This is a genomic window from Luteimonas sp. A611, assembly GCF_054072715.1.
This window is the reverse complement of sequence record NZ_JBSVRP010000002.1, coordinates 29,268-50,971: the sequence shown is the minus strand read 5'-3', so window position 1 is coordinate 50,971 and position 21,704 is coordinate 29,268. Positions and strand designations below refer to the sequence as shown.

Sequence of the window (21,704 nt, the reverse complement as noted above, 5' to 3'; positions counted from 1 at the left end):
AGGCGGGATGTCAGCGCAGGCGCGCGGTGTACTCGTCGCGATCGATGCGGCCGTCGCGATTGCTGTCCACCGCCTCGAATCCGCTGGCGAGCGCGGACTCCGCCGCCGCCTCGGCAGCGGATACCGCACCGTCACCGTCGACATCGAGCTGCTCGAAAGCGCGGCTTGCCGCGACCATGGCTGGATCCGATACGTGCGAGATGACGGTGACGTCCGGCTCAAGCTGGGCGGCGGTCGGCGTGCGCGGCTGCGGCGGCGGTGCGGGCGGCGCGTTGACCGCTTCGACCGCCGCGCGCGAAGACACCACTGCCTCGGCTGCCGCCTGCTGCGCGATCAGCCCCGCCGCCTGCGCGCGCTGGCTCTGGACCCGGGCATCGACCAGGGCGTCGACCGGCTGGGCAGTGCCGCCATGCGCGACGCTGCGCGCGGCGCCGGTATCGTTGGCTGCCTCGGCGGCCAGCTGCGCCGATTGCTGCGCCTGGACGGACGCCTGATGGGCGACGTGGGCGTGATATTCGGCGCTCGCCTCCCCGCGTGCCGTCATCGCATCTGCCTGCGCGGCCATTGCGGCATGCGAAGCCGCCTCGCGGGCTTCCTGCGCGACTTCTTGCGCTGCTGCGGCCTCGGCGCGTGCCGATTCCGTCGCCCCATCGCTCACGGCCTTTGCCTGGGCAGTGCCCACGGCCTGGGCGCCCGCGGCGGCGGTCGCCAGCGCCAGCGCAGTGGTCAGCACGCTACGGTGCAGGATGGATCGGTTCATGGTGGACTCCGGTGTGGTACGGGGGTCCATCCTCGACAGGCACGCATGAAACACGCGTCAATCGTCGCCGACTCGCGGCTGAATGCGCTGGTCGGGTTCAGCTGCCGCCCGTGCGTCGCGCGAAGACGGTGATTTCTTCCCGGTCGTGATACAGCTGGCGCGCATGCACCGTGACCGGCGTTGCGGCCGCTTCCATGAAACCGTCCAGGCTGCGGCGCGTTTCCAGCCAGCGCTTCTTCATCGGCAGCTTGAGGTTGAAGATCGACTGCCGGCACCAGCCTTCGCGGAACCAGTCGCCCATGCGCCGCGCGACGCGCGATGGCTGTTCGACCATGTCGCAGACCATCCAGTCGAGCGGACGCGACGGCTGCCAGCGGAATCCGTCCGCGCGCAAGTGTTCCACCAGCCCGGTGTCGAACAGGTGTTCGCGCAACGGGCCATTGTCGATGGCGATGACGCGCAGACCCTGCCGCGCCAGCACCCAGGTCCAGCCGCCGGGCGCGGCGCCAAGGTCGGCCGCGGTCATGCCCGGGCGCAGCAGGTCGCGCCGCTGCACTGGATCAAGCAGCACATGCAGCGCTTCCTCGAGCTTGAGCGCCGAGCGCGATGGCGCGTCCGCATGCAGCTTCAGCCGCGGCACGCCGAGCGGCCAGGGCGAGCTGTGCGCGGGGTCGGCGCTGGCGAGCAGGGCGTGGTCGCCGTCGAGGAAGCACACGTGCAGCCGCGGCAGCGCCGGATCCTCGACCTGGCTGAGCAGGCCGCGCTTGCGCAACGCCGGACGCAGGGCATTGCCGAAGCTGCGCGCCAGACCCGACAACGGCTTGCCGGCATCGGAATCGGGATGCTCCACCCACAGCGTGCCATGGCGCCGCCAAGCCCGGTTCTCGTCTACAGCCGCCTCGATCGCCTCGATCATGGGGGCGATGCGGTCCTTCGGGTCGAGCCCACGCAGTTCCGCGAACAGCGGCAACGACTGCCTGGCGAACACCAGCGATCGCCACGGCAGGCGCTTGGCCATCGCCTCGTCGTCGCCGAGGAAAAGCACGTAGCCGCTGCCTCGCTCGGCGCGCGCATAGCCGACGACGCCCGCCTCCGCGGCACGCTCGCCGAGTTCGGCGGCCAGATCGGGTTCGAAGCCGGCACGGCAATAGCAGAGCAGGCCGTTCATGGACCGCAGGCGCCCGGGCTGCATCGCGCGCGGTCTAGCGGGTGGCCGGATTCAGTAGCGGCCGGCATTGGACTCGCCGTAGCTGCGCAGCACGTCGCAGGCGGCGCTGCGGTGGATGTCGCGCACCACCTCGATGCCGCGCCGCTGCAGCTCGCCGGTCCAGTCGGTCGGGAGCGGGCCTTCGTCGAAGGGCGTCAGCGCCTCCACGTCTTCCGAGCGCGCGCCGATCAGCAACCGGTCGATGCCGGCCCAGACCGTCGCGCCGTAGCACTGGCAGCAGGGCTGGGCGGAAGTAGCCAGCACGAATCTTCCGACCACGTTGTCGTCCAGGTCGCGGTTCAGGCGCGAGCGCTGCAGGCGCTGCTGCGCGAGCATGTACGCCATCGTCTCGGCGTGCGCCACCGAGCAGCTCTGCGGCAGCACACGGTTGACGCCGATCGAGACGATGCGATCGTTGTCGGCGTTGAACACCGCCGCGCCGAACGGTCCGCCGCTGCCGGCGTCGACGTTCATGCGTGACAGTTCGATCGCGAACGCGACCTTGTCTTCGTCGCCCGCATACGCGCGCGAGATATCGACGTGCTCATGCACCCACGCCGGCAGGGTCAGGTGGACCTGTGCGTACAGCATCAGCGCTCCACCGGCAGCGTGCCGCCGACCGCGCGGCACTGGTTCTGCACGCAGTCGCAGGACTGGATGTCCTGCCAGCCGCAGACCGAAGCCATGCCGTTGCGTTCGCACTGCGCGCGCACGGCGTCCGGGTCCACCGTCGCGTCCTTGTTCACGCAGGCAGGAAAATGGCCGCAGCAGTTGCCGACGTTCTTGACCTCGCAGTCGCTGGCGACGCGGCAGGACGCGTCCGGCGTCCCGGGCACAGTCGGCGCTGCCGGGGAAGACACCGGCGCCGGCGTGGGCACAGGCGCCGGACTCGCCGCCACGTCTGCGCGCGGCGCGCAGGCCACAAGCAACAGCGCGAGGCAGGTGCCGACCAGACAGCGCAAGCGCACGGTCGCCATGCTCAGGCCTTCGCCGCCCAGGTGTCGCGCAGCGAGACGCTGCGGTTGAACACCGGTGCATCGCCGCCGTGGTCGCGGCGGTCCGCGACGAAGTAACCCAGGCGTTCGAACTGGAGTGGTTGTTCGGATGCCACGACCGCTGCCCCGGGCTCGACGTAGCCGCGCACGCTGCGCTTCGAATCCGGGTTGATGTGGTCGCGGTAGCCCTTGCCCTCGCGCTCGTCGTCCGGATCGGCGACCGAGAACAGGCGGTCGTACAGCCGGATCTCCGCCTCCACCGCATGCCGTGCGCTGACCCAGTGGATCGTGCCCTTGACCTTGCGGTTGGCACCTTCCATGCCCGGCCGCGATTCCGGATCCAGCCAGCCGCGCAGTTCGACGATGTTGCCGTCGGCGTCCTTCACCACCTCGTCCACGCGGGCGATGCCGGCGCCGCGCAGGCGCACTTCCCCGCCAGGAACCAGCCGCTTCCAGCCCTTGGGCGGGATCTCGGCGAAATCCTCGCGTTCGATCCACAGCTCGCGCGAGAACGGCACTTCGCGCATGCCGAAGGACTCGTCCTTGGGATGGTTGGAGAACGACAGCGTTTCCTCGTGGGCGTCGGGCAGGTTGGCCAGTACCAGCTTGAGCGGATCGACCACCGCCATGCGCCGCGGCGCGGAGGCGTCGAGATCCTCGCGCAGCGCGCCCTCGAGCACAGAGAAGTCGATCACCGAGTTCTGCTTGCTGATGCCGATCCGGTCCACGAACAGGCGCAGCGCGGACGGCGTGTAGCCGCGCCGGCGCAGGCCCTGCAGGGTGTACATGCGCGGATCGTCCCAGCCATCCACCAGGCCGTCGGCCACCAGCTGGGTGAGCTTGCGCTTGCTCATCACCGTGTAGTTGATGTTGAGCCGCGAGAACTCGATCTGGCGCGGCCGCGCGGCCACGTTCGGCACGCCCGTGGCGACCAGTGGTGCCAGCAGCTCCGGCGAACCAGCCAGGTCCACCTTGTCCACGCACCAGTCGTACAGCGGCCGGTGGTCCTCGAACTCCAGCGTGCACAGCGAGTGGGTGATGCCTTCCACCGCATCACCCAGCGCATGGGCGATGTCGTACATCGGATAGATGCACCAGCCGGCGCCCGCGATCGGATGCGGCATGTGCTTGATCCGGTACAGGGCCGGGTCGCGCAGGTTGATGTTGCCGCTGGCCATGTCGATCTTGGCGCGCAGGGTGCGCGCCCCGTCGGGGAACTCGCCGGCGCGCATGCGGCGGAACAGGTCGAGGTTCTCCTCGACCGACCTGTCGCGGAAGGGCGAATTGCGACCCGGTTCGGTCAGGCTGCCGCGGTACTCGCGCACCTGCTCGGCGGTGAGGTCGCAGACGAAGGCGTCGCCCTGGGCGATCAGCTTCTCCGCTGCCAGGTAATAGACCTCGAAATAGTCCGAAGCGTGGCGCAGCTCGGCCCAGTCGAAGCCCAGCCAGCGCACGTCGTCCTGGATGGCCTGGACGAACTCGGGGTCTTCCTTCGCCGGGTTGGTGTCGTCGAATCGCAGGTTGCACACCCCGCCGAACTCTTCGGCAATGCCGAAGTCCAGGCAGATCGCCTTGGCGTGGCCGATGTGCAGGTAGCCGTTGGGCTCGGGCGGGAAGCGGGTGCGGATCGCGCTGTGCCTGCCGCTGGCCAGGTCATCGCGGACGATCTGGCGGATGAAATCCTGGCGGGCCGCGATGGGCTCGGCGGTCGGCGGCGTTGCGGCCGCGGCCGGGTCTGGAGGGGTCATGACGCGCATCGGGGGAAAACGCCAGTGTAGCCGAGCGGCCAACACGACCCGAGCGCCCCGGCTACCCCCGCAAGCCAATGCGGGCAGCGCTATTCTCACCGGCACGATGCTTGCTTACCATTCGGGAGCGCACTGAGCGCAGGAGAAGCCCGGCATGTCCGCTGTCCGACCCTTCGCGGCGTCATCGCCCCCTTCGCGGCACCGCCCTGCCCGGCAGCCGTCGCGCGGTGCGGGGGGCGTGCCCTGACCGTCCCCCGCGAAGCAGGCCCGCGTCACGAAGGACTGGTCACGGTCTGCCTGGCGCTGCTGCTGGGGCTGTTTGCCGCGGCGGTGGCCAGCGGCGTGCCGCAGCCGCAGGGCGTGTCGGTCGCACTGTCGCCACTGCCCGAGGCGACGGCGGCTGCGGACCCTGGCGCTTTGTCGCAGCCGCAGGCGGCAGGACACTCGTCGGTGCGGCTGCGGTTCGAGTTGCCGCCGCCGGCTGAAGGCGAGCGCTGGGTCGTGCGCCTGGAGCGCGACGCCCTCGAAGAGGTGTGGCTGCAGCGCGGCCAGTGGCAGAGCCCGACGCAGCGCTTCTTCGTGCCGGGGGAGGGTGCCGGCACCCTGCCCAGCAGCTTCCTGTTCCCGCTGCCCGCGCACTGGCAGGGACCGGTCGAACTCGAACTGCACGCCCATGGCGCCGGCGGCCGTGCGCTGCGTCCGGAGGTGATGGGCCAGGCCCAGGCCATGCACCTGGAGCATTACGGCGTCGCCGCCAGCGCGATGATCTACGCCAGCCTGTTCACCATCGGCCTGCTGGCGCTGGCCCTGTACTCGGCCGCGCGCGACCGGCTGTTCCTGGGGCTGTTCGGCTTCACCCTGGTCGTCCTGCTCACCCTCTCGGCCGGCAACGGCCATCTCTACCAGCTGCCCGGCCTGCGGCTGTTCGCGTTCTGGCGCGGCCAGGGCGTGATCGCGCTGTCGCTGCTGCTGTGCGCGGCCTGGCTGCAGATGCTGCTGAAGTACGCGGGGACGCGGCAGGGGGTCACGGCCTGGAAGACCTGGGTCGACGGCGTGTCGCTGGGCGTGGCGGCGCTGGCGGCCCTGTGCCTGCTCAACCTGGCGCCGATTGCGGGGGTGATGGAGCAACTTCAGCTCCTGCCCTACGGGATCTCGCTGCTGCTGGGCGTGGCGCTGCTGGTCGATGCGGGCAGGCGGCGGATCGCCATGGCCTGGCCGCTGGCGGCGCTGGCCCTGCTGACGTTTGCCGGCGTGGTCCTGGCCGACCTGGCAACCCGCGGCCACCTGCTCGACACCGTGGTGGTGCGCTATGGCTACCAGCTGGCGATCGCGATGGGCGTGGCGTTCCTCGCGGTGGGCCTAGTCGGCAGGATCCGCGAATATCGATACCAGCGCGACCGCGATCTGCTCGCGCGTGCCGACAGCGAACGCCGGATGGCACGCGAGGCCGCGCGCTCGGACCTGGCCTCGGAGCTGCAGGCACAGCTGCGGACGCTGCCGGTGGCCGAAATCCAGGCCACCGCCTTCCGCCTGCTGATCGAGCGGCTGATGCCGCTGCTTCCGGTGCAGTCCTGTATCGCGGTGGTGCAGGGCTACCACGGCCACGACCTGGTGCTGGTCGAGCCATCGCACCAGCTGGTGGCCATGCAGCCGCAGTTGGCCAGGCGCCAGCTGGCGCTCAAGCGGCAGGCGGCCAGCGGCATTCCCCTGCAACAGCCGGTGACCGAGGAAGGGCACCAGTCGATCGTGGCGATGGAGGCGGTTGTGCCGCTGCAGATCCGTGCGCCGGCCTGGGGCGCGCTGCTGCTGCGACGCACGGGTGGCGACGGCTTTGCCACCGAGGAGCTGACCTTGGCGGGCGAGTTCGTGCGGCTGGCGGTACAGCATGTCGACCAGGCCATCGCTGCAGTCCACCTGCGCCGCTCGGCCGAGCTCGACGCGCTGACCGGCAGCCTCAACAGGCGCACCATCGACCATTGGCTGGCGCGCGCCTTCAGCGAGGCCGCCAGCGAACAGCAGCCGGTCTCGTTGCTGTTCATCGATCTCGACCACTTCAAGGCCGTCAACGACCGCCACGGCCACGCCGGCGGCGACTTCTGCCTGCGCCACGTCGCCGTCGCCCTGCGCGGCGCGCTGGACGAAGGCGACCTGTTCGGCCGCTACGGCGGCGAAGAATTCATCGCCATCCTGCCGGGGCGCAGCGGGGCCGCCGCGCGCGTGACGGCCGAGCGGCTGCGCATGGCGGTTGAGAACCTCGGGCCGGTCTGGAACGGCCAGCAGCTGCGCCTGACCGTGAGCGTGGGCGTGGCCACGCGGCTGGAGGCCGAGGACACGCCCGAAGGCGCGCTGGCGCGGGCCGATCGCGCCCTGTACGCCGCGAAATCCCACGGGCGCAATTGCGTGCAGGTGGCGCCCGCGGTATTCAGCTGACCTCGCGCCGACGGGTTGAAGACGCGCCGCAAGGCCGCACATTCCCAGGTCCCCATCGGAGTTGCGGCAATGACTGGAATCGGAGCCTGGAAACAACGCCTGCCCCAGCCCGGCGAGGCACTGCCGGGGCGGTCCACGGCCATGCCGCTGCACGAGAACCGCCACCACGTGCTCGGCACGCCGCTGCGCGAAACCTTCGACGGGCTCGCCCAGGTGCAGTTCGGCATGGGCTGCTTCTGGGGGGCGGAGCGCAAGTTCTGGTCGCTGCCGGGCGTGTTCTCGACGGCGGCCGGCTATGCCGGGGGGCAGACGCCGAACCCGACCTATCGTGAAGCGTGTTCCGGCCAGACCGGCCACGCCGAAGTGGTGCTGGTGGTCCACGACGAGGCGAAGCTGCCGTTCGCGACCCTGCTGCAGACCTTCTGGGAAAACCACGATCCCACCCAGGGCATGCGCCAGGGCAACGACGTCGGCAGCCAGTACCGCTCCGCGATCCACTGCCGGACCGAAGCCCAGTACGCGGAGGCGCTGCGCAGCCGCGACGCCTTCCAGCACCGCCTGCGGGACGCGGGCCATGGCGAGATCACCACCGACATCGTGTTCCCGGGCCCGGCCTTCTACTACGCCGAGGACGAACACCAGCAGTACCTGTCGAAGAATCCGGGGGGTTATTGCGGACTGGGTGGGACGGGGGTGAGTTGCGCGGTCGGAATTGCCGGCTAGTCGAGGCGGGAGCGAGGCGGGGGGCTTGGTCGGGCCTTGTTGAGCATCTGTCGCGGCTGAAGCCGCTCCTACAGAGGCGTATTCGAGCCGAACAGGATCTGTTCGCGGCTGCCGCTGCGCCTATGGCGTGGCGTGGATCGCGCAGACGTAGACCAGTTCGCAGGCGCCGTTGCCGGTGTCTTCGCGGGTCAGGGAACTGCGCCAGCGCCAGCCGTCAGGCGCTTGCGCCTGCACCAGCCAGCCGTCGATCCGGATGCGGTCGTCCCTGCGCACGGCGCGCAGCGCACGCGCCACCTCGGGGCTGGACGGGATCATGTGCATGTTGGCGCTGCTGCGGATGATCTCGCGCGGTGGCAGCGGCGGTGCGTCCCGCCAGCGGTAGCGGTACCAGCGCGCCGACTGGGCGACCTCGAGGTGCGCCAGCACCGCATCCTCGCGCATGCGCTGCCAGCCCAGGGCGAGGTCGGTCGGTGAGAAGTGGGCCTCGCGGCCCAGCATGTAGTCCTCGCGCGACAGCACGCGCGCATCGATGCGAAAGCCCGCCAGCGGCACCAGCGTCCCGGCTTCCAGGCTGAATGGCGCCAGCCCCGGCGGGACTTCGGTCTGTTGTGCGCCATCGGAGGGCGGCGTGCCGGCGGGCGTTGGACACCGCTGCGTCGTGCCGACGGCAGGTGCTGGCGCGTCCGGCGTGCGCGGGGACCAGGGCGAATACCACCAGCCCAGGCCCCCAAGCAGCAGGCCGGCAAGCGCCAGCGTGCGCAGCGACACGCGGGATCAGGCGGCGGCGGGGTGCACGTCGGTGACGCGCAGCTTCAGCGGACGGCCCTGCGGCGTGCTCCAGTCGATCGACTGCCCGACCGACAGGCCAAGCAGGGCAGAGCCCACGGGGGCCATGATCGAGATCCGCCCGGCGCCGGCGTCGGCCTCGTGCGGGAACACCAGGGTCAGCGTGTGCTTCTCGCCGCTGTTCTCGTCCACGCACTCGACCCGCGAATGCATGCCGACCACGTCGGTGGGCATGGCGTCGTTGTCGACGACCTCGGCACGGGTCAACTCGCCCATCAGCGCCGCGGCGGTCGCGTCGTTCTGCCAGCGCGGCGAATCAAGCAGGGCGTCCAGCCGCGCCGCGTCGCGGCGTGAGACGACGATCGGGGGCGGCAGGCCGCCGCTGGATTGGGGGGTCATCTCGGTCTTGCTCCATGGCAGGTCGGGGCGGCGGCGAATGCCGAGGCCCAAAGAAAAACGGACGGCGCGTCCAGCGCGTCGCCCGCTCGTGGTGCCGCTAACGTAGCGCTCCCGGCGGCCCGCATCAAGTGGGCGGGCCGGGCCTTCAGAGCATATCGGGAGGCGGTGGCGTCGCTGCCCGCCCGGTGTCGGGGTCCGGCGGGGCGAGCAGGGAGGGCGGCAGGGCGCGGAACACGGTCGCCAGCCCGGCCAGGAACCCGGACATGGCCGAACTGCGCCGCCAGAACATGGCGATCTGGCGGCTGGGCTGCGCGCCGGTGAACGGCAGCAGGCGGATATGGCGCGGCTGCGCCACCGGCGGCTGCACGGCCAGCGCCGGCAGCAGGGTGATGCCGACGTTCGCCGCGACCATCTGCCGCAGCGTCTCCAGGCTGGTGGCGCGGAACTCGCTCTTCTCTTGGGCGCCCGCAAGGTGGCAGACGTCCAGCGTCTGCCGGCGCAGGCAGTGGCCGTCCTCGAGCAGCAGCAGGTCCTCGCTGGCGAGTTCGTCGATGCCCAGCGTGGCCTGCGCAGCGAGGCGATGGCTTTCCGGCACCGCCAGCAGGAACGGCTCCTCGAACAGGAATTCGTGGTGCAGCTGGTCGTCGTGCACCGGTAGCGCCAGGATCGCCGCGTCCAGGCGTCCGTCGCGCAGGCGCGCCAGCAATTCGTCGCTCTTTTCCTCCACCAGCAGCAGCTGCAGGTCGGGATAGCGCTCGCGGATTGGCGGAATGACGTGCGGCAGCAGGTACGGGCCCAACGTGGGGAAGATGCCCAGCCGCACCACGCCGGCCTCGGGCCGCTGGCTGCGCCGCGCGGCCTCCTTCATCTGTTCGATCTCGGACACGACCCGGCGCGCACGCTCGACCATCTCCACGCCGATCGGGGTGAGCATCACCTTGCGCGGCGCGCGCTCGATCAGCGACACGCCCAGCTCGTCCTCGAGCTTGCGCACCTGGGTCGAAAGCGTGGGCTGGCTGACGAAACTGGCCGCGGCGGCGCGGCCGAAGTGGCGATGGTCGGCGACCGCAATCAGGTACTTGAGGTCGCGCAGGTTCACCCGGTCAGGCCGTATGGGCTTCGAGCGCAGCTGGCGCCGGCGCCGGCGCCGAAGCCCGGATCAGGTGGTCGAACGCGGCCAGCGCCGCCTTCGAACCCTCGCCCATCGCGATCACGATCTGCTTGTACGGCACGGTGGTGCAGTCGCCGGCGGCGAACACGCCCGGCACGTTGGTCTGGCCACGGTCGTCGACGAGGATCTCGCCGCGCGGCGACAGGCCAATCGTGCCCTTGAGCCATTCGGTGTTGGGCAACAGGCCGATCTGCACGAACACGCCCTCCAGTTCGATCCGGTGCACATCGCCGCCGCTGCGGTCGCGGTACACCAGGGCGGTCACCCTGCTGCCGTCGCCCAGCACTTCGGTGGTCTGCGCGCTGATGATGATGCGCACGTTGTCCAGGCTGCGCAGCTTGCGCTGCAGCACTTCGTCGGCGCGCAGCTCCGAATCGAACTCGATCAGGGTGACGTGGGCGACGATGCCGGCCAGGTCGATGGCCGCTTCGACGCCGGAGTTGCCGCCGCCGACCACCGCCACGCGCTTGCCCTTGAACAGCGGGCCGTCGCAGTGCGGGCAGTAGGCCACGCCCTTGTTGCGGTACTGGTCCTCGCCGGGCACGCCCATCTGCCGCCAGCGCGCGCCGGTCGACAGGATGACGGTCTTCGACTTCAGCGAGGCGCCGCTTTCGAGCTTCAGCTCGACCAGGCCATCGGCACCGGCCGGCACCAGCTGCGTCGCGCGCTGCAGGTTCATCACGTCCACGTCGTAGTCGCGCACGTGCTGCTCGAGCTGCGCGGCCAGTTTCGGGCCCTCGGTGTGCGGCACCGAGATGAAGTTCTCGATCGACATGGTGTCGAGCACCTGGCCACCAAAGCGCTCGGCCGCCACGCCGGTGCGGATGCCCTTGCGCGCGGCGTACACCGCGGCGGCGGCACCTGCAGGACCGCCACCGACGACCAGCACGTCGAACGGATCCTTGCCCGCGATCTTCGCCGCCTCGCGCTTCGCGGCGCCGGTGTCCAGGCGCGCGACGATCTGCTCCAGGCTCATGCGGCCCTGGTCGAAGACTTCGCCGTTGAGGAAGATGGTCGGCACCGACATCACCTGGCGCGCCTCGACTTCGTCCTGGAACAGCGCGCCGTCGATCGCGACATGCGAGATGCCGGGGTTCAGCACCGCGGCGAGGTTCAGCGCCTGCACCACGTCCGGGCAGTTCTGGCAGCTCAGCGAGTAATAGGTTTCGAAGCGGAACTCGCCTTCCAGCCCGCGCACCTGCTCGAGCAGCTCGGCCGCGGCCTTGGACGGATGCCCGCCCACCTGCAGCAGCGCCAGCACCAGCGAGGTGAACTCGTGGCCCATCGGCAGGCCGGCGAAGCGCAACGAGATGTCGTGGCCCGGGGAGGTCAGCGCGAACGACGGCTTGCGATGCGCATCGTCGTGGCGCACCTCCACGGTGACCATGTCGGACTGGCTGCGGATGTCTTCCAGCAGCTCCAGCATTTCCTTCGAGCTGTCGCCATCGTCAACCGAGGCGATGATCGCGACGGGGCGCTGCAGCCGTTCGAGATAGGCCTTGAGCTGGGCCTTGAGGTCGTTGTCGAGCACGGAAACTCCTGGGGGAGGCAATGCGGAAGCGGATCGGAACCGACGCCGGCTGGCTTGCGGAGGGGAGGGGAGGGAGGACTTCCACCCGCTGGCTGGCCGGCATCGGCTCCGATCCGCTCCCGCGCCGCACAAGCGGCACGGGGCGGGGTGGAGCGTGGAGCAGTGACTCAGGCGATCACGCGCTGCGTGGTCAGATCTTGCCGACCAGGTCGAGCGACGGCTTGAGCGTCTTCTCGCCTTCCTTCCACTTGGCCGGGCAGACCTCGTTGGGATGCGCGGCGACGAACTGCGCGGCCTTGAGCTTGCGCAAGGTCTCGGAGACGTCGCGGGCGATCGCGTTGTCGTGGATCTCAGCGGTCTTGATCACGCCTTCGGGGTTGATCACGAAGGTGCCGCGCAGGGCCAGGCCTTCTTCCTCGATGTGCACGCCGAAGGCGCGGGTCAGCTTGTGGGTCGGGTCTCCGACCAGCGGGAACTGGGCCTTGCCCACCGCGGGCGAGGTCTCGTGCCACACCTTGTGCGAGAAGTGCGTGTCGGTGGTGACGATGTAGACCTCGGCACCGGCCTTCTGGAACTCGGCGTAGCTGTTGGCGGCGTCCTCGACCTCGGTCGGGCAGTTGAAGGTGAAGGCAGCCGGCATGAAGATCAGGACCGACCACTTGCCCTTCAGGCTCGCGTCGGTGACTTCGATAAACTCACCGTTCTGGTAGGCGGAGGCCTTGAACGGCTGGATTTCGGTATTGATCAGGGACATGGACACCTCTGTGGTTGGCAGGACTGGCTTGATCCGACCCGTAGGCGGGTCGACGGAAGAATCATAGGCACGGGCTATCGATATGTAAAATCGATTGGATTAATCGAAACGATAGTTATTATCTATCAAACTAGGCGGAATTTCCACCTGTTTGCACTGCGGAAACGCTTGCATCCGGTTTTGCAGTGCAGCATATTTCGATCACGCACTGCAGTCCGCGGCAGTCGAAAGTTCGAACCGCGGGGCAGGGCCGGGCATCGGACCTGGCGTCGCAATGGCGCTGGTCCTGTCGAGTTCCGTATCCGTTCCTCCCTCCCACACGCATACGGAATCTTTGAAGGCGGCCTCGGCCGCCTTCATTTTTGGTCCCGCGGCGGCGGGCTGCGGAGGTGCAGCCGCTACGATGCCCGCGATGACCGATCCTCGACCCGTACCCACCGTCCGCAGCCTCCTCGACTCCGCCCGCGGGCGGATCGCTCCTGACGAGGCCGGGCTGCTGCTGGCCCACGTGCTGGGCCAGTCCCGCGGCTGGCTGTTTGCCCACGACAGCGATGCCATCGAGGCCGGGGCAGAGGCCAGGTTCGAGGTCTTGCTGGCCCGTCGCGAAGGCGGAGAGCCGGTGGCCTATCTATGCGGGCAGCGAGGATTCTGGACGCTGGACCTGGCGGTCACGCCCGATACGTTGATCCCGCGGCCGGAAACGGAACTGCTGGTCGAACTGGCCCTGGCGCGCCTGCCGCGCGATCGCGAGCTGCACATCGCCGACCTTGGCACCGGCAGCGGCGCGATCGCGCTGGCCCTGGCCAGCGAGCGCCCGCGCGCACGGGTGTTGGCCACCGACGCCAGCCCCGGCGCGCTCGGGGTGGCACGTGCCAACGCGGGCCGGCTCGGGCTGGGCAACTTGGAGTTCCGTCGCGGCGACTGGTTCGACGCGCTGCCGGGCCTCCGCTTCGACCTGATCGCCAGCAACCCGCCCTATATCGCCGCGGACGATCCGCACCTGGTGCAGGGCGACCTGCGCTACGAGCCACCGGGCGCACTGGCCTCCGGAGCGGATGGCCTCGATGCCATCCGCACCATCGTCGCCGGCGCAGCAGCGCACCTGCTGCCCGGCGGCTGGCTGCTGCTCGAACACGGCTGGACCCAGGGCGCCGCGGTGCGGGAGCTGCTGGAGGCGGCCGGGTTGTCCGAGGTCTCCACGCACCGCGACCTCGAGGAGCGCGACCGGGTGAGCCTCGGGCGCTCTGCTGGACTGCGGGGATGACGGTCTGGTCCGGAGGAAGGCTTCAGGCCCAACGCGAGGCCGAGGCGGCGTGCTGTCATCTGGACCGCAGCTAGAACTCTGCCCGATGCGGATCGGACCCGGCGTTGGCCCGGAATGAGACGGTGTCGTCCAGATCACGGTGTCGCACCCATGCGACGGCCCCACTAGACTGGCACGACTCTTTACCGGAGGCGCCGCATGCGCACGCTTTACCCCGAAATCGCGCCGTACGACACCGGCAGCCTGCAGGTCGACGACCGCCACACGCTGTACTTCGAGCAGTGCGGCAACCCGAAGGGCAAGCCGGTAGTGCTGTTGCACGGCGGCCCCGGCGGCGGCTGCAACGCGAAGATGCGCCGCTTCCACGACCCGTCGAAGTACCGCATCGTGCTGTTCGACCAGCGCGGCTCGGGCCGCTCGAGGCCGCATGCAGACCTGGTCGACAACACCACCTGGCACCTGGTCGCCGACATCGAGGCGCTGCGTGAGCACCTGGGCATCGAACGTTGGCAGGTGTTCGGCGGCTCCTGGGGGTCCACGCTCGCGCTGGCATACGCCCAGGCGCACTGCCTGCGCGTGACCGAACTGGTGCTGCGCGGCATCTTCATGCTGCGCCACTGGGAGCTGCAGTGGTTCTACCAGGAGGGCGCCTCGCGCCTGTTCCCCGAGGCCTGGGACCACTACATCGCCGCGATCCCGGAAGACGAGCGCGACGACCTCGTCGGTGCCTTCCATCGTCGCCTGACCTCGGATGACGAAGCCACGCGCCTGGCCGCCGCGCGCGCATGGAGCGTGTGGGAAGGCGCGACCTCGTTCCTGCACGTCGACCAGGATTTCGTCAGCGGCCACGAGGACGCGCAGTTCGCGCTCGCGTTCGCGTGCATCGAGAACCACTACTTCACCAACAAGGGCTTCTTCGAGGTCGACGACCAACTTCTGCGCGATGCCTACCGCATCGCCGGCATCCCCGGCGTGATCGTGCATGGCCGCTACGACGTGGTCTGCCCGGTGCAGAACGCCTGGGACCTGCACAAGGTCTGGCCCAAGGCCGAACTGGTGATCACAGCCGCGTCGGGTCACTCGGCCTTCGAGGCGGAAAACATCGACGCGCTGGTGCGCGCGACCGACGGCTTCGCCTGAGGCGCGCCACCGGCGTTGGTGCTCAGCGCGCGGCGAACCGCTCCTGCAGCGCGCCGAACAGGCGCGCCAGCCGCTCGGCCCAGGCCTGCTGTCCGGCCGCATCGGCGATCAGATCCTGGCGGATTTCAAGCTCAACGTGCGGCAGGCCGCGCCGTTCGGCGTGGACTGGAATCGCGTAGTCGGTGGCGTCGCTGACGGCATAGGGTTCGTTGTCGCCGACTACCAGGTCGCCTTCCTCGCGCAGCATGTCGCGCAGCGCGTGCGCCAACCGCGCGTCGCGCTGGTACAGCACGCCCGCGTGCCACGGCCGCGCGATCCCGGACATCTCCGGGGTGAAGCTGTGCATCGCGACCAGGATCGTCGGCTGGCCGGCGTGCGCACGCCGATCGAGCTCGGCCTCGATGCGCGCGTGGTAGGGCGCGAAGATCTCGCCGATGCGGCTGTCGCGTGCATCGGCATCCAGCGCGGCATTGCCCGGGACATCGGTGCCGTCGCTGCGGGCCACGATCGAGCCCGGCGCGTCGAGCGGGCGGTTGCAGTCGATCACCAGGCGCGAATACGCCTGCAGGATCGCGCAGGCATCCAGGCGTTCGGCCAGGCCTGTGGTGACGCCGGCGATGCCGATGTCCCAGCCGATGTGGCGGTCGAGCTCGTGCTGCGGCAGGCCGAGCCGGTCGAGCTTCGCCGGAACCGCCTGGCCCGCGTGGTCGGAGATCAGCAGCCAGGGCGAACTGGCGCCCGCGCGCAACACCTGCACCGGTGGCGGATCGCCTGCGGCCAGCAGGGAGGGTGCGCGCACGGGCTCAGCGGCGCGGCGAGCCATCGGGCTCATGGTCGATCATCCACAGTCCGGCCCAAAGCTTGAGGTCGAGTTCGTAGCCTTCGGCATGCTTGCGCATCAGCCAGGCCGGTGCCTGCGTCCGCGGCACGGCGTGGACGATGATGTCCTCGTCGCCCACGCCGCCACCTTCGCCGACCTTGCGCAGGTCGAGCGCGCGGGCAAACGCAATGCGCTCGTTGCTCATGCCAGACGAGGTCGGCCCGACCAGCAGCACGTCCACGCGCCCGGCCTCCCAGCCGGTTTCCTCGATCAGCTCACGCCGCGCAGCGGATTCAAGCGTGTCGTGGCTGTGGTCGTCGCCGACCAGGCCGGCCGGCATCTCGATGGTGCGTGCGCCCAGCGGCACGCGGTACTGGTCGACGAACAGCACCTCGTCGTCCGGCGTCACCGCGATCACCAGCACCGCCAGGCCGTCGCGGCCGTGGGTGCGCTCGCATGATTCCCAGTGGCCGCGGCGTACCAGCCGCAGCCATTGGCCTTCGTACAGCAGCTCGGCGTCCTGCGCAGGCGTGTTCATGCCGGCATGGTACCTGCGATGGCCGCATCCATCGGATCGGCGTCGGCCTGCGGCGGCTGGTACTCCAGCCCCGCCGCGGCGTATAGCCGCCGGCGCGTGAGCGGGCCGAACCGCAGCCGTTCGCACAGCGCGGCGACCGCTGCGCCGTCGGCGGCCGCGCGCGCGAACGCCGGCGCCGCATCGCCCACCGGCGCGTCGCAGGCGATGGTCGCCAGGCGCCGGCACAACAGCGCCTGCTCGCGATGCTGGCGCAAGCGCACCGCCGCCTGCGCGGCACCGCGAAAGCGCAGGAACTGGACCTCGTCGATACGTGCAAGCAGCGCATCGAGCGTGCCGAAATGCGCCAGCAGCACCGCTGCGGTCTTTGCACCGATGCCCGGCACGCCCGGGATGTTGTCCACCGCGTCCCCGCACAGCCCCAGGTAGTCGGCGACCTGTCGCGCCTCGACACCTTGGCGCGCCTTCACCCCGGCCGCGCCCCAGCGCTGGCCGCGGGCGAAGTCCCACTGCTCGTCGTGTGCGTCGAGCAACTGCGACAGGTCCTTGTCGGCAGAGACGATCACCCCGCGATGTCCCTGCGCACGCGCGTGGTGCAGCGCGCTGCCGATCAGGTCGTCGGCCTCGTATTCGCCGTGGGCGAGCACGTTCAGGCCAAGCGCGTCGGCCAGCGCCTTGCAGTGGGTGAACTGGTGGCGCAGCTCGTCCGGCGCGGGCGGGCGATTGGCCTTGTAGGCCGGATACAGGGCGTTGCGGAAGCAACTGTCGAGCGCCTCGTCGAAGGCCACGGCGATATGCCGCGGGCGCTCGCGCTCGAGCAGCTCCAGCAGGAAGCGCGCGAAACCGTGCACGGCGTTGCTGGGCCGGCCGTCGGCATCGTGGAACTGGTCGGGCATCGAATGCCATGCGCGGAACACGTACAGGCTGGCGTCGACCAGATAGACCGGCGTTCCCGGCTTCAGGTTGTCTGCGGGAACGTTCATGGCGTGAAATCGGTGAGCAGCGCGGCCGGATCGGGGCGGCCGCGTTCGGGCGCCTCCAGCAGTGGCGTGCCGATATGGATGAAACCAGCCACGCTCTCGTCCGCGCCCAGGCCCAGCAGCGCGCCAACCTCCGCGTCATAGGCCGGCCAGCCGGTCAGCCAGCAGGCGCCGAAGCCCAGCGACTGCGCGGCCTGCAGCAGGGCGAAGCAAGCGCAGCCCGCGGTCAGCAGCCGTTCCTGCGGCGGGATCTGCCGGTCCTCCGGGTCCTGCACCGTGACCACGGCGATCACCAGCGGCGCGTGGCTGAAACGCTGGCGGTCCTTGTCCAGCGCCGCTTCCGCAGCGTCGGGATCGCGCTCCAGCGTCATCTGCGCCAGCGCCTCGCCCAGGCGCTGCCGTGCGCCACCGGCGATGCGCAGGAAGCGGAACGGCACGCGCTTGCCGTGGTCGGGCACGCGCACCGCCGAACGCAGCATGCGCAGCAGGGTGGCGTCGTCGGGTCCAGGCTCACTGAGCTGGCGGGCCGGGACGGAGCGGCGCTGATCCAGCGGGATCGGGCCGGTGGGGGAGCTATTTGCGGAGGCAGTCACAGACTCTGGCCGGTTAAAACTGAATGATGTGATGGCGATTCAACTCTGCAGTATTGTCCCCTAGATCATGCCTCGTTCCGTTCCGACAGGTCAGTCAGCCAGCCGGGCAGGTCCCGCGCGCGCCCCTGCTCGCGTTTTGGAGACGCTGAAGCACGACGCCATGACCGAACTGGGCGGGGTCCTGTCCGGGTTCTGGAGCTCGATCGAGGAGCAGGTGCGACTGGCCGCGCTGGCCGGGCACGACTACGTCGCCGCGCAGGAAGACCGGGTCTCGGTCATGGCGCTCAGCCATCGCGCGCTGGAACTCGCAACGCGGTTCCGCGAATCGATCGAAAAAGAGTTCGCGCGCTGGCAGGATCCGGACGACACGCCGCAGCGGGAGCGCTCGCTGACGCTGATGTCCGAGTCGGAGTTGGAGATCCACCTGGCCGGGCAACAGATCGCCGAACTGCTCGACCACCAGTTCCTGCACCCGCTGGCCCAGCTCGACGAACGCCTGGGCCAGCTGTCCGAGGCGCTGGGCGTTCGCCGCCGCCGCCCGAACCCGATGCGTCCGGAAGTGGCGGTGACTGCGTTCGTGGCGCTGTTCGAACCCGACGACCTCACCGCCGGGCTGCGCTCGATGGTGTTCCAGCAGTTCGACAAGCGCCTGCCCAAGGTGCTGGGCGAGCTGTACGACAAGGCCAACGCGGTCCTGGACGCCGCCGCATTCAGCGCCGGCGCGCCGGTCCGCCGGCAACGCGGTGCGCCCGCGTCGGCTACGTCGCAGGCTCCGGCCAGCACGGCCGGGTCCGGCGAATCCGGCGAATGGGTCCCGGACGGCGGGGTGGTGCCGCACGCCGGGGCAGCCTTCGCGTCCGGCGCGACCGCCGCGCAGGCGGCAGGCGACTTCCATGCCGATCATCCCGGCGCGGCGGCTTTCTCCGGCGCGTGGGCGGACTCCCCGGCTGCCGACCATGGTGGCGAGAGCGCGGCGACCAGCCGCGTGCGCGAGCAGGTTGTCGCCGAGGCGCTGGCCAGCGGCCGCCCCCTGCGCTACCGCGACCTGGTGCGCGACCAGTTGCGCGCCTGGCGTGCACGCGCGCCAGCGCCTGACGTCGGGCCGCGCATGCAGGGGCGTTCCGGACTGCCGGACGATCCAGTGGACACGTCCCGATCGGGCGGCCACGTACTGGACACCCATGAGCTGGTCAGCCTCGCCTCGCTGCTGCAGGGCGATGATCCGGCGCCGTTCGAGAAGGTCCTGGCCGGCGAGGACACACGGCGCCTGGCCGACGTGATCCGCCATTCGCTGCTCGACGGCGTGCGCCAGATCGGCTTCGATCCGGCCAATACGCATTTCAGCGGCGACGAGGAGGACGCGATCGACCTGATCGGGATCCTGTTCCAGTCGCTGTTCGACGCCAACGACCTGGTCGGCGACGCGCGCCAGCTCTACGGCAAGCTGGTGGTGCCGTACCTGAAGGTGGCGCTCACCGACGATTCGCTGTTCAACCGCCGCAGCCATCCCGCGCGGCGCCTGCTGGATGCGGTCACCGAGGCCTGCGACGGCAACGCCGGCAGGACCCCGCAGGACCAGGAGACGCTCAACCAGGCCGGGCACGCGGTCGACCGGGTGGTCGAGGAATACCAGGACGACCAGGCGATCTTCGAACTGGCTGCTGCCGAACTGCGCGACCACCTCGACCAGCAGCGGCGCCGCGCCGAACTGACCGAAAAGCGCGCCGCCGAGGCCATCCACGGCCGCGAGCGCCTGCAGCAGGCGCGGCGCAGTGCGGCCGACCTGGTCGCCTCGCGCCTGTCCGGTCGGCCGTTGACCGCGGCGGTCGCGCATTTCCTCGACCGCCACTGGCGCCACCACCTCACCCAGACCTGGCTGCGCGACGGCGCCGATTCCCAGCGCCACCTGGCCGCCGTCAACCTCGGCGACGCGATGGTGCAGGTGGACGCCGACGCGGCGGAAGTGCGCGGCGCGGTCGTCGCCCGGCAGTTGCTGGCGCTGCAGGTGCCGCTGGGCGAGTGCTACACCAGCTGCGGCATGGAGGCGGGCGCCGCCAGCGACGCGATGGCCCGCATCATCTCGGCGCTTGCGCTGCCCGACACGTCTCGCACCGTGCACCAGCCCCAGCTCGAGGACGTGGCGGGCGAGGCCGACGGCGTGCTGCGCGTGGCCGGCGGCAGCGCCCAGATCGAGTTCGACCCGGGCATCGCCACGCGCATGCGTCGCCTGCGCGTGGGCCAAGGCCTGCGCCTGGTCGACGAGGAAGGCCAGGACAGCGCCGGGCGCGTGGCCTGGATCAGCCCGCTGACCGGCCGCTTCCTGATCGTCAACCGCCGCGGCCTGCGCAAGACGGTGGTCTCGCCGGAGGAGCTCGCGGTGATGGTGGCCGAAGGCCGCGCCCAGGTCCGCTCGGTGGATTCGCCGTTCGACGAGGCGATGAAGCAGCTGTGGCAGCGGATCAACGTCGCCTCCGACGAGGTATCCGCCGTGAAGCAGGAACGCAGGCACGGCTGAGCAGCCGGGCGTCGCGCCTGGGCGAACTGTCCTCGCTGTCGCGCGCCAGGCGGCGCGCGCACATCGCGCCCGCGGTGTCGATTCGCTACGATGGCGCGACTTTCGCAGGGGATGGATGCATGGCGGTGATCATTGCGGTCGCGCGCGAAAGCGCGCCTGGCGAACGGCGTGTGGCGCTGACCCCCGAAACGACGAAGAAGCTGGTGGGCGCCGGTGCCACGGTGCGCGTGCAGCAGGGCCTGGGCGCGCTGGCGCACTTCCCCGACCAGGCCTATGCCGATGCAGGCGCGGCGCTCGTCGATGGCGACGGCTTCGAAGAGGCCGACATCGTGCTGTGCGTGCAGCCGCCGCCGCCCGCGGCGATCGCGCGGATGCAGCGCGGGGCGGTGCTGGTCGGCGCGCTGCAGCCGCAGGCCGACGAAGCGCGTGCCGAAGCCATCCGCACGGCCGGCGTGCTCGCCTTCCCGCTCGAGCGACTGCCGCGCACCACGCGCGCGCAAGCCATGGACATCCTCAGCTCCCAGGCCGGTATCGCCGGCTACAAGGCGGTGCTGATCGCGGCGCAGCTGGTGCCGCGCTACTTCCCGATGCTCACCACCGCGGCCGGGACCATCCGGCCCTCCAAGGTGCTCATCATCGGCGCCGGCGTCGCGGGCCTGCAGGCGGTGGCGACAGCGAAGCGGCTGGGCGCGCAGGTCGAGTGCTTCGACGTGCGTCCGGAGACGCGCGAGCAGATCGAATCGCTGGGCGGCAAGTTCCTCGATCTCGGCGTCAGCGCCGCAGGCGAGGGCGGCTACGCCCGCCAGCTCACCGAAGAGGAGCGCGCGCTGCAGCAGCAGCGGCTGGCCGAACACCTCAAGGGCATCGACGTGATCGTCTGCACCGCGGCCGTGCCGGGTCGCCCGGCGCCGAAGATCATCACCGCGGCGATGGTGGCCGGCATGAAGCCCGGCAGCGTGATCGTCGACCTCGCTGCCGAGACCGGCGGCAACTGCGAGCTGACCGTTCCTGGCAAGACGATCGAAAGCGGCGGCGTGACCATCGCCGGTCCGCTCGACCTCGCCAGCCAGGGTGCGCTGCACGCCAGCGAGATGTATGCGCGCAACCTCTACAACTTCGTGTCGCTGCTGCTCAAGGACGGCGCGGTCGCCTTCGACTGGGACGACGAACTGCTGGCCAGGACGGTGTGGCCGGAGCGGAGCGGGACGGACTGAGGCCGGCGTCTGGCGTTTCGAACGGAGCCAGTCATTTGACCGAAATCTGTCATTTCGACCGAAGGGAGAAATCTCTGGCCGACCCTGGCGACAACGCCGTCTGACTCGCGACACTGCGGCCGGCGCGCCGCACCATGAT

The 21,704-nt window shown here is 70.2% G+C and carries 20 protein-coding genes; 6 read left to right on the top strand and 14 right to left on the bottom strand.

Annotated elements, in window-relative coordinates:
• Positions 1-10: 10 nt before the first annotated feature.
• The 5 genes from ACW5EG_RS10630 to ACW5EG_RS10610 form a co-directional block, all read right to left on the bottom strand.
• Positions 11-760 carry a hypothetical protein gene (locus tag ACW5EG_RS10630; RefSeq protein ID WP_457021441.1) on the bottom strand — a complete coding sequence of 250 codons (750 nt, stop codon included), beginning with the start codon at positions 758-760 and terminating at the stop codon, positions 11-13.
• A 97-nt stretch (positions 761-857) separates the two neighbouring features.
• Positions 858-1,928, bottom strand: coding sequence for a 23S rRNA (cytidine(2498)-2'-O)-methyltransferase RlmM (gene rlmM, locus ACW5EG_RS10625; RefSeq protein ID WP_457021440.1), 1,071 nt, complete (start codon positions 1,926-1,928; stop codon positions 858-860).
• 51 nt (positions 1,929-1,979) lie between these two features.
• Positions 1,980-2,558 carry a nucleoside deaminase gene (locus ACW5EG_RS10620; RefSeq protein ID WP_457019501.1) on the bottom strand — a complete coding sequence of 193 codons (579 nt, stop codon included), beginning with the start codon at positions 2,556-2,558 and terminating at the stop codon, positions 1,980-1,982.
• Complete coding sequence (locus ACW5EG_RS10615; RefSeq protein WP_457021439.1) at positions 2,558-2,935, bottom strand: hypothetical protein; 378 nt, start codon at positions 2,933-2,935, stop codon at positions 2,558-2,560. The genes ACW5EG_RS10620 and ACW5EG_RS10615 overlap by 1 nt, the downstream gene beginning before the upstream one ends.
• An 11-nt stretch (positions 2,936-2,946) precedes the next feature.
• A complete protein-coding gene (locus ACW5EG_RS10610) occupies positions 2,947-4,710 on the bottom strand; it encodes a glutamine--tRNA ligase/YqeY domain fusion protein (protein WP_457021438.1) in 1,764 nt (587 codons plus the stop codon).
• Positions 4,711-5,160: 450 nt separating this feature from the next.
• Between ACW5EG_RS10610 and ACW5EG_RS10605 the strand changes: the two genes are divergently transcribed.
• Positions 5,161-7,140, top strand: a complete 1,980-nt coding sequence (locus ACW5EG_RS10605; RefSeq protein WP_457021437.1) for a diguanylate cyclase — start codon at positions 5,161-5,163, stop codon at positions 7,138-7,140.
• 69 nt (positions 7,141-7,209) lie between these two features.
• Positions 7,210-7,863 carry a peptide-methionine (S)-S-oxide reductase MsrA gene (gene msrA, locus ACW5EG_RS10600; RefSeq protein WP_457021436.1) on the top strand — a complete coding sequence of 218 codons (654 nt, stop codon included), beginning with the start codon at positions 7,210-7,212 and terminating at the stop codon, positions 7,861-7,863.
• Positions 7,864-7,983: 120 nt separating this feature from the next.
• Here the strand turns inward: msrA and ACW5EG_RS10595 are convergent, their stop codons facing one another.
• The 5 genes from ACW5EG_RS10595 to ahpC all read right to left on the bottom strand — a co-directional run bounded on the left by ACW5EG_RS10595 (position 7,984) and on the right by ahpC (position 12,504).
• Complete coding sequence (locus tag ACW5EG_RS10595; RefSeq protein ID WP_457021435.1) at positions 7,984-8,631, bottom strand: hypothetical protein; 648 nt, start codon at positions 8,629-8,631, stop codon at positions 7,984-7,986.
• Positions 8,632-8,637: 6 nt separating this feature from the next.
• Positions 8,638-9,048 carry a nucleoside diphosphate kinase regulator gene (rnk, locus tag ACW5EG_RS10590; RefSeq protein ID WP_457019510.1) on the bottom strand — a complete coding sequence of 137 codons (411 nt, stop codon included), beginning with the start codon at positions 9,046-9,048 and terminating at the stop codon, positions 8,638-8,640.
• Between the two features lie 145 nt (positions 9,049-9,193).
• The gene (locus tag ACW5EG_RS10585) at positions 9,194-10,147 is read right to left on the bottom strand and encodes a LysR substrate-binding domain-containing protein (RefSeq protein ID WP_457021434.1); all 954 of its coding nucleotides are present in this window, start codon (positions 10,145-10,147) and stop codon (positions 9,194-9,196) included.
• 4 nt (positions 10,148-10,151) lie between these two features.
• Positions 10,152-11,750 (bottom strand): alkyl hydroperoxide reductase subunit F, encoded by a 1,599-nt coding sequence (gene ahpF / locus ACW5EG_RS10580; protein ID WP_457019513.1) that lies wholly within the window; start codon positions 11,748-11,750, stop codon positions 10,152-10,154.
• A gap of 190 nt (positions 11,751-11,940) precedes the next feature.
• Positions 11,941-12,504: an alkyl hydroperoxide reductase subunit C gene (ahpC, locus tag ACW5EG_RS10575; RefSeq protein WP_457019515.1), complete on the bottom strand. Its 564-nt coding sequence runs from the start codon at positions 12,502-12,504 to the stop codon at positions 11,941-11,943.
• Positions 12,505-12,907: 403 nt separating this feature from the next.
• Between ahpC and prmC the strand changes: the two genes are divergently transcribed.
• Together prmC and pip are read left to right on the top strand one after the other, a co-directional pair.
• Positions 12,908-13,768, top strand: coding sequence for a peptide chain release factor N(5)-glutamine methyltransferase (gene prmC / locus ACW5EG_RS10570; RefSeq protein WP_457019517.1), 861 nt, complete (start codon positions 12,908-12,910; stop codon positions 13,766-13,768).
• Between the two features lie 198 nt (positions 13,769-13,966).
• A complete protein-coding gene (gene pip / locus ACW5EG_RS10565; protein ID WP_457019518.1) occupies positions 13,967-14,908 on the top strand; it encodes a prolyl aminopeptidase in 942 nt (313 codons plus the stop codon).
• Positions 14,909-14,930: 22 nt separating this feature from the next.
• Here pip and ACW5EG_RS10560 read toward each other — a convergent pair whose 3' ends face one another.
• From ACW5EG_RS10560 to ACW5EG_RS10545, 4 genes are read right to left on the bottom strand one after another with little or no spacing between them, the layout of a single operon-like run.
• Positions 14,931-15,731 (bottom strand): N-formylglutamate amidohydrolase, encoded by an 801-nt coding sequence (locus ACW5EG_RS10560; RefSeq protein WP_457019588.1) that lies wholly within the window; start codon positions 15,729-15,731, stop codon positions 14,931-14,933.
• On the bottom strand, positions 15,712-16,266 hold the full coding sequence (locus ACW5EG_RS10555) for an NUDIX hydrolase (RefSeq protein WP_457019519.1): 555 nt from the start codon (positions 16,264-16,266) through the stop codon (positions 15,712-15,714). The genes ACW5EG_RS10560 and ACW5EG_RS10555 overlap by 20 nt, the downstream gene beginning before the upstream one ends.
• Positions 16,263-17,246: a 5'-3' exonuclease gene (locus ACW5EG_RS10550; protein WP_457019521.1), complete on the bottom strand. Its 984-nt coding sequence runs from the start codon at positions 17,244-17,246 to the stop codon at positions 16,263-16,265. The genes ACW5EG_RS10555 and ACW5EG_RS10550 overlap by 4 nt, the downstream gene beginning before the upstream one ends.
• Positions 17,243-17,836: a nitroreductase family protein gene (locus tag ACW5EG_RS10545; RefSeq protein ID WP_457019522.1), complete on the bottom strand. Its 594-nt coding sequence runs from the start codon at positions 17,834-17,836 to the stop codon at positions 17,243-17,245. Before ACW5EG_RS10545 ends, ACW5EG_RS10550 begins: the two co-directional genes overlap by 4 nt.
• Positions 17,837-17,903: 67 nt before the next feature.
• Here ACW5EG_RS10545 and ACW5EG_RS10540 point away from each other — a divergent pair, with 67 nt between their 5' ends.
• Positions 17,904-20,351 (top strand): DUF1631 family protein, encoded by a 2,448-nt coding sequence (locus tag ACW5EG_RS10540; protein ID WP_457019524.1) that lies wholly within the window; start codon positions 17,904-17,906, stop codon positions 20,349-20,351.
• Positions 20,352-20,470: 119 nt separating this feature from the next.
• Positions 20,471-21,565: an NAD(P) transhydrogenase subunit alpha gene (locus ACW5EG_RS10535; protein ID WP_457019526.1), complete on the top strand. Its 1,095-nt coding sequence runs from the start codon at positions 20,471-20,473 to the stop codon at positions 21,563-21,565.
• The last annotated feature ends 139 nt before the right edge of the window (positions 21,566-21,704 follow it).

What these genes read in the sequence shown, in the direction of transcription:
- ACW5EG_RS10535 (WP_457019526.1), top strand. Translation starts at nt 20,471, where the DNA reads ATGGCGGTGATCATTGCGGTCGCGCGCGAAAGCGCGCCTGGCGAACGG.
- ACW5EG_RS10555 (WP_457019519.1), bottom strand. Translation starts at nt 16,266, where the DNA reads ATGAACACGCCTGCGCAGGACGCCGAGCTGCTGTACGAAGGCCAATGG.
- ACW5EG_RS10620 (WP_457019501.1), bottom strand. Translation starts at nt 2,558, where the DNA reads ATGCTGTACGCACAGGTCCACCTGACCCTGCCGGCGTGGGTGCATGAG.
- ACW5EG_RS10630 (WP_457021441.1), bottom strand. Translation starts at nt 760, where the DNA reads ATGAACCGATCCATCCTGCACCGTAGCGTGCTGACCACTGCGCTGGCG.
- rnk (WP_457019510.1), bottom strand. Translation starts at nt 9,048, where the DNA reads ATGACCCCCCAATCCAGCGGCGGCCTGCCGCCCCCGATCGTCGTCTCA.
- prmC (WP_457019517.1), top strand. Translation starts at nt 12,908, where the DNA reads ATGCCCGCGATGACCGATCCTCGACCCGTACCCACCGTCCGCAGCCTC.
- ACW5EG_RS10560 (WP_457019588.1), bottom strand. Translation starts at nt 15,731, where the DNA reads ATGGCTCGCCGCGCCGCTGAGCCCGTGCGCGCACCCTCCCTGCTGGCC.
- ACW5EG_RS10540 (WP_457019524.1), top strand. Translation starts at nt 17,904, where the DNA reads ATGCCTCGTTCCGTTCCGACAGGTCAGTCAGCCAGCCGGGCAGGTCCC.
- ahpC (WP_457019515.1), bottom strand. Translation starts at nt 12,504, where the DNA reads ATGTCCCTGATCAATACCGAAATCCAGCCGTTCAAGGCCTCCGCCTAC.
- msrA (WP_457021436.1), top strand. Translation starts at nt 7,210, where the DNA reads ATGACTGGAATCGGAGCCTGGAAACAACGCCTGCCCCAGCCCGGCGAG.
- ACW5EG_RS10550 (WP_457019521.1), bottom strand. Translation starts at nt 17,246, where the DNA reads ATGAACGTTCCCGCAGACAACCTGAAGCCGGGAACGCCGGTCTATCTG.
- ACW5EG_RS10610 (WP_457021438.1), bottom strand. Translation starts at nt 4,710, where the DNA reads ATGACCCCTCCAGACCCGGCCGCGGCCGCAACGCCGCCGACCGCCGAG.
- rlmM (WP_457021440.1), bottom strand. Translation starts at nt 1,928, where the DNA reads ATGAACGGCCTGCTCTGCTATTGCCGTGCCGGCTTCGAACCCGATCTG.
- pip (WP_457019518.1), top strand. Translation starts at nt 13,967, where the DNA reads ATGCGCACGCTTTACCCCGAAATCGCGCCGTACGACACCGGCAGCCTG.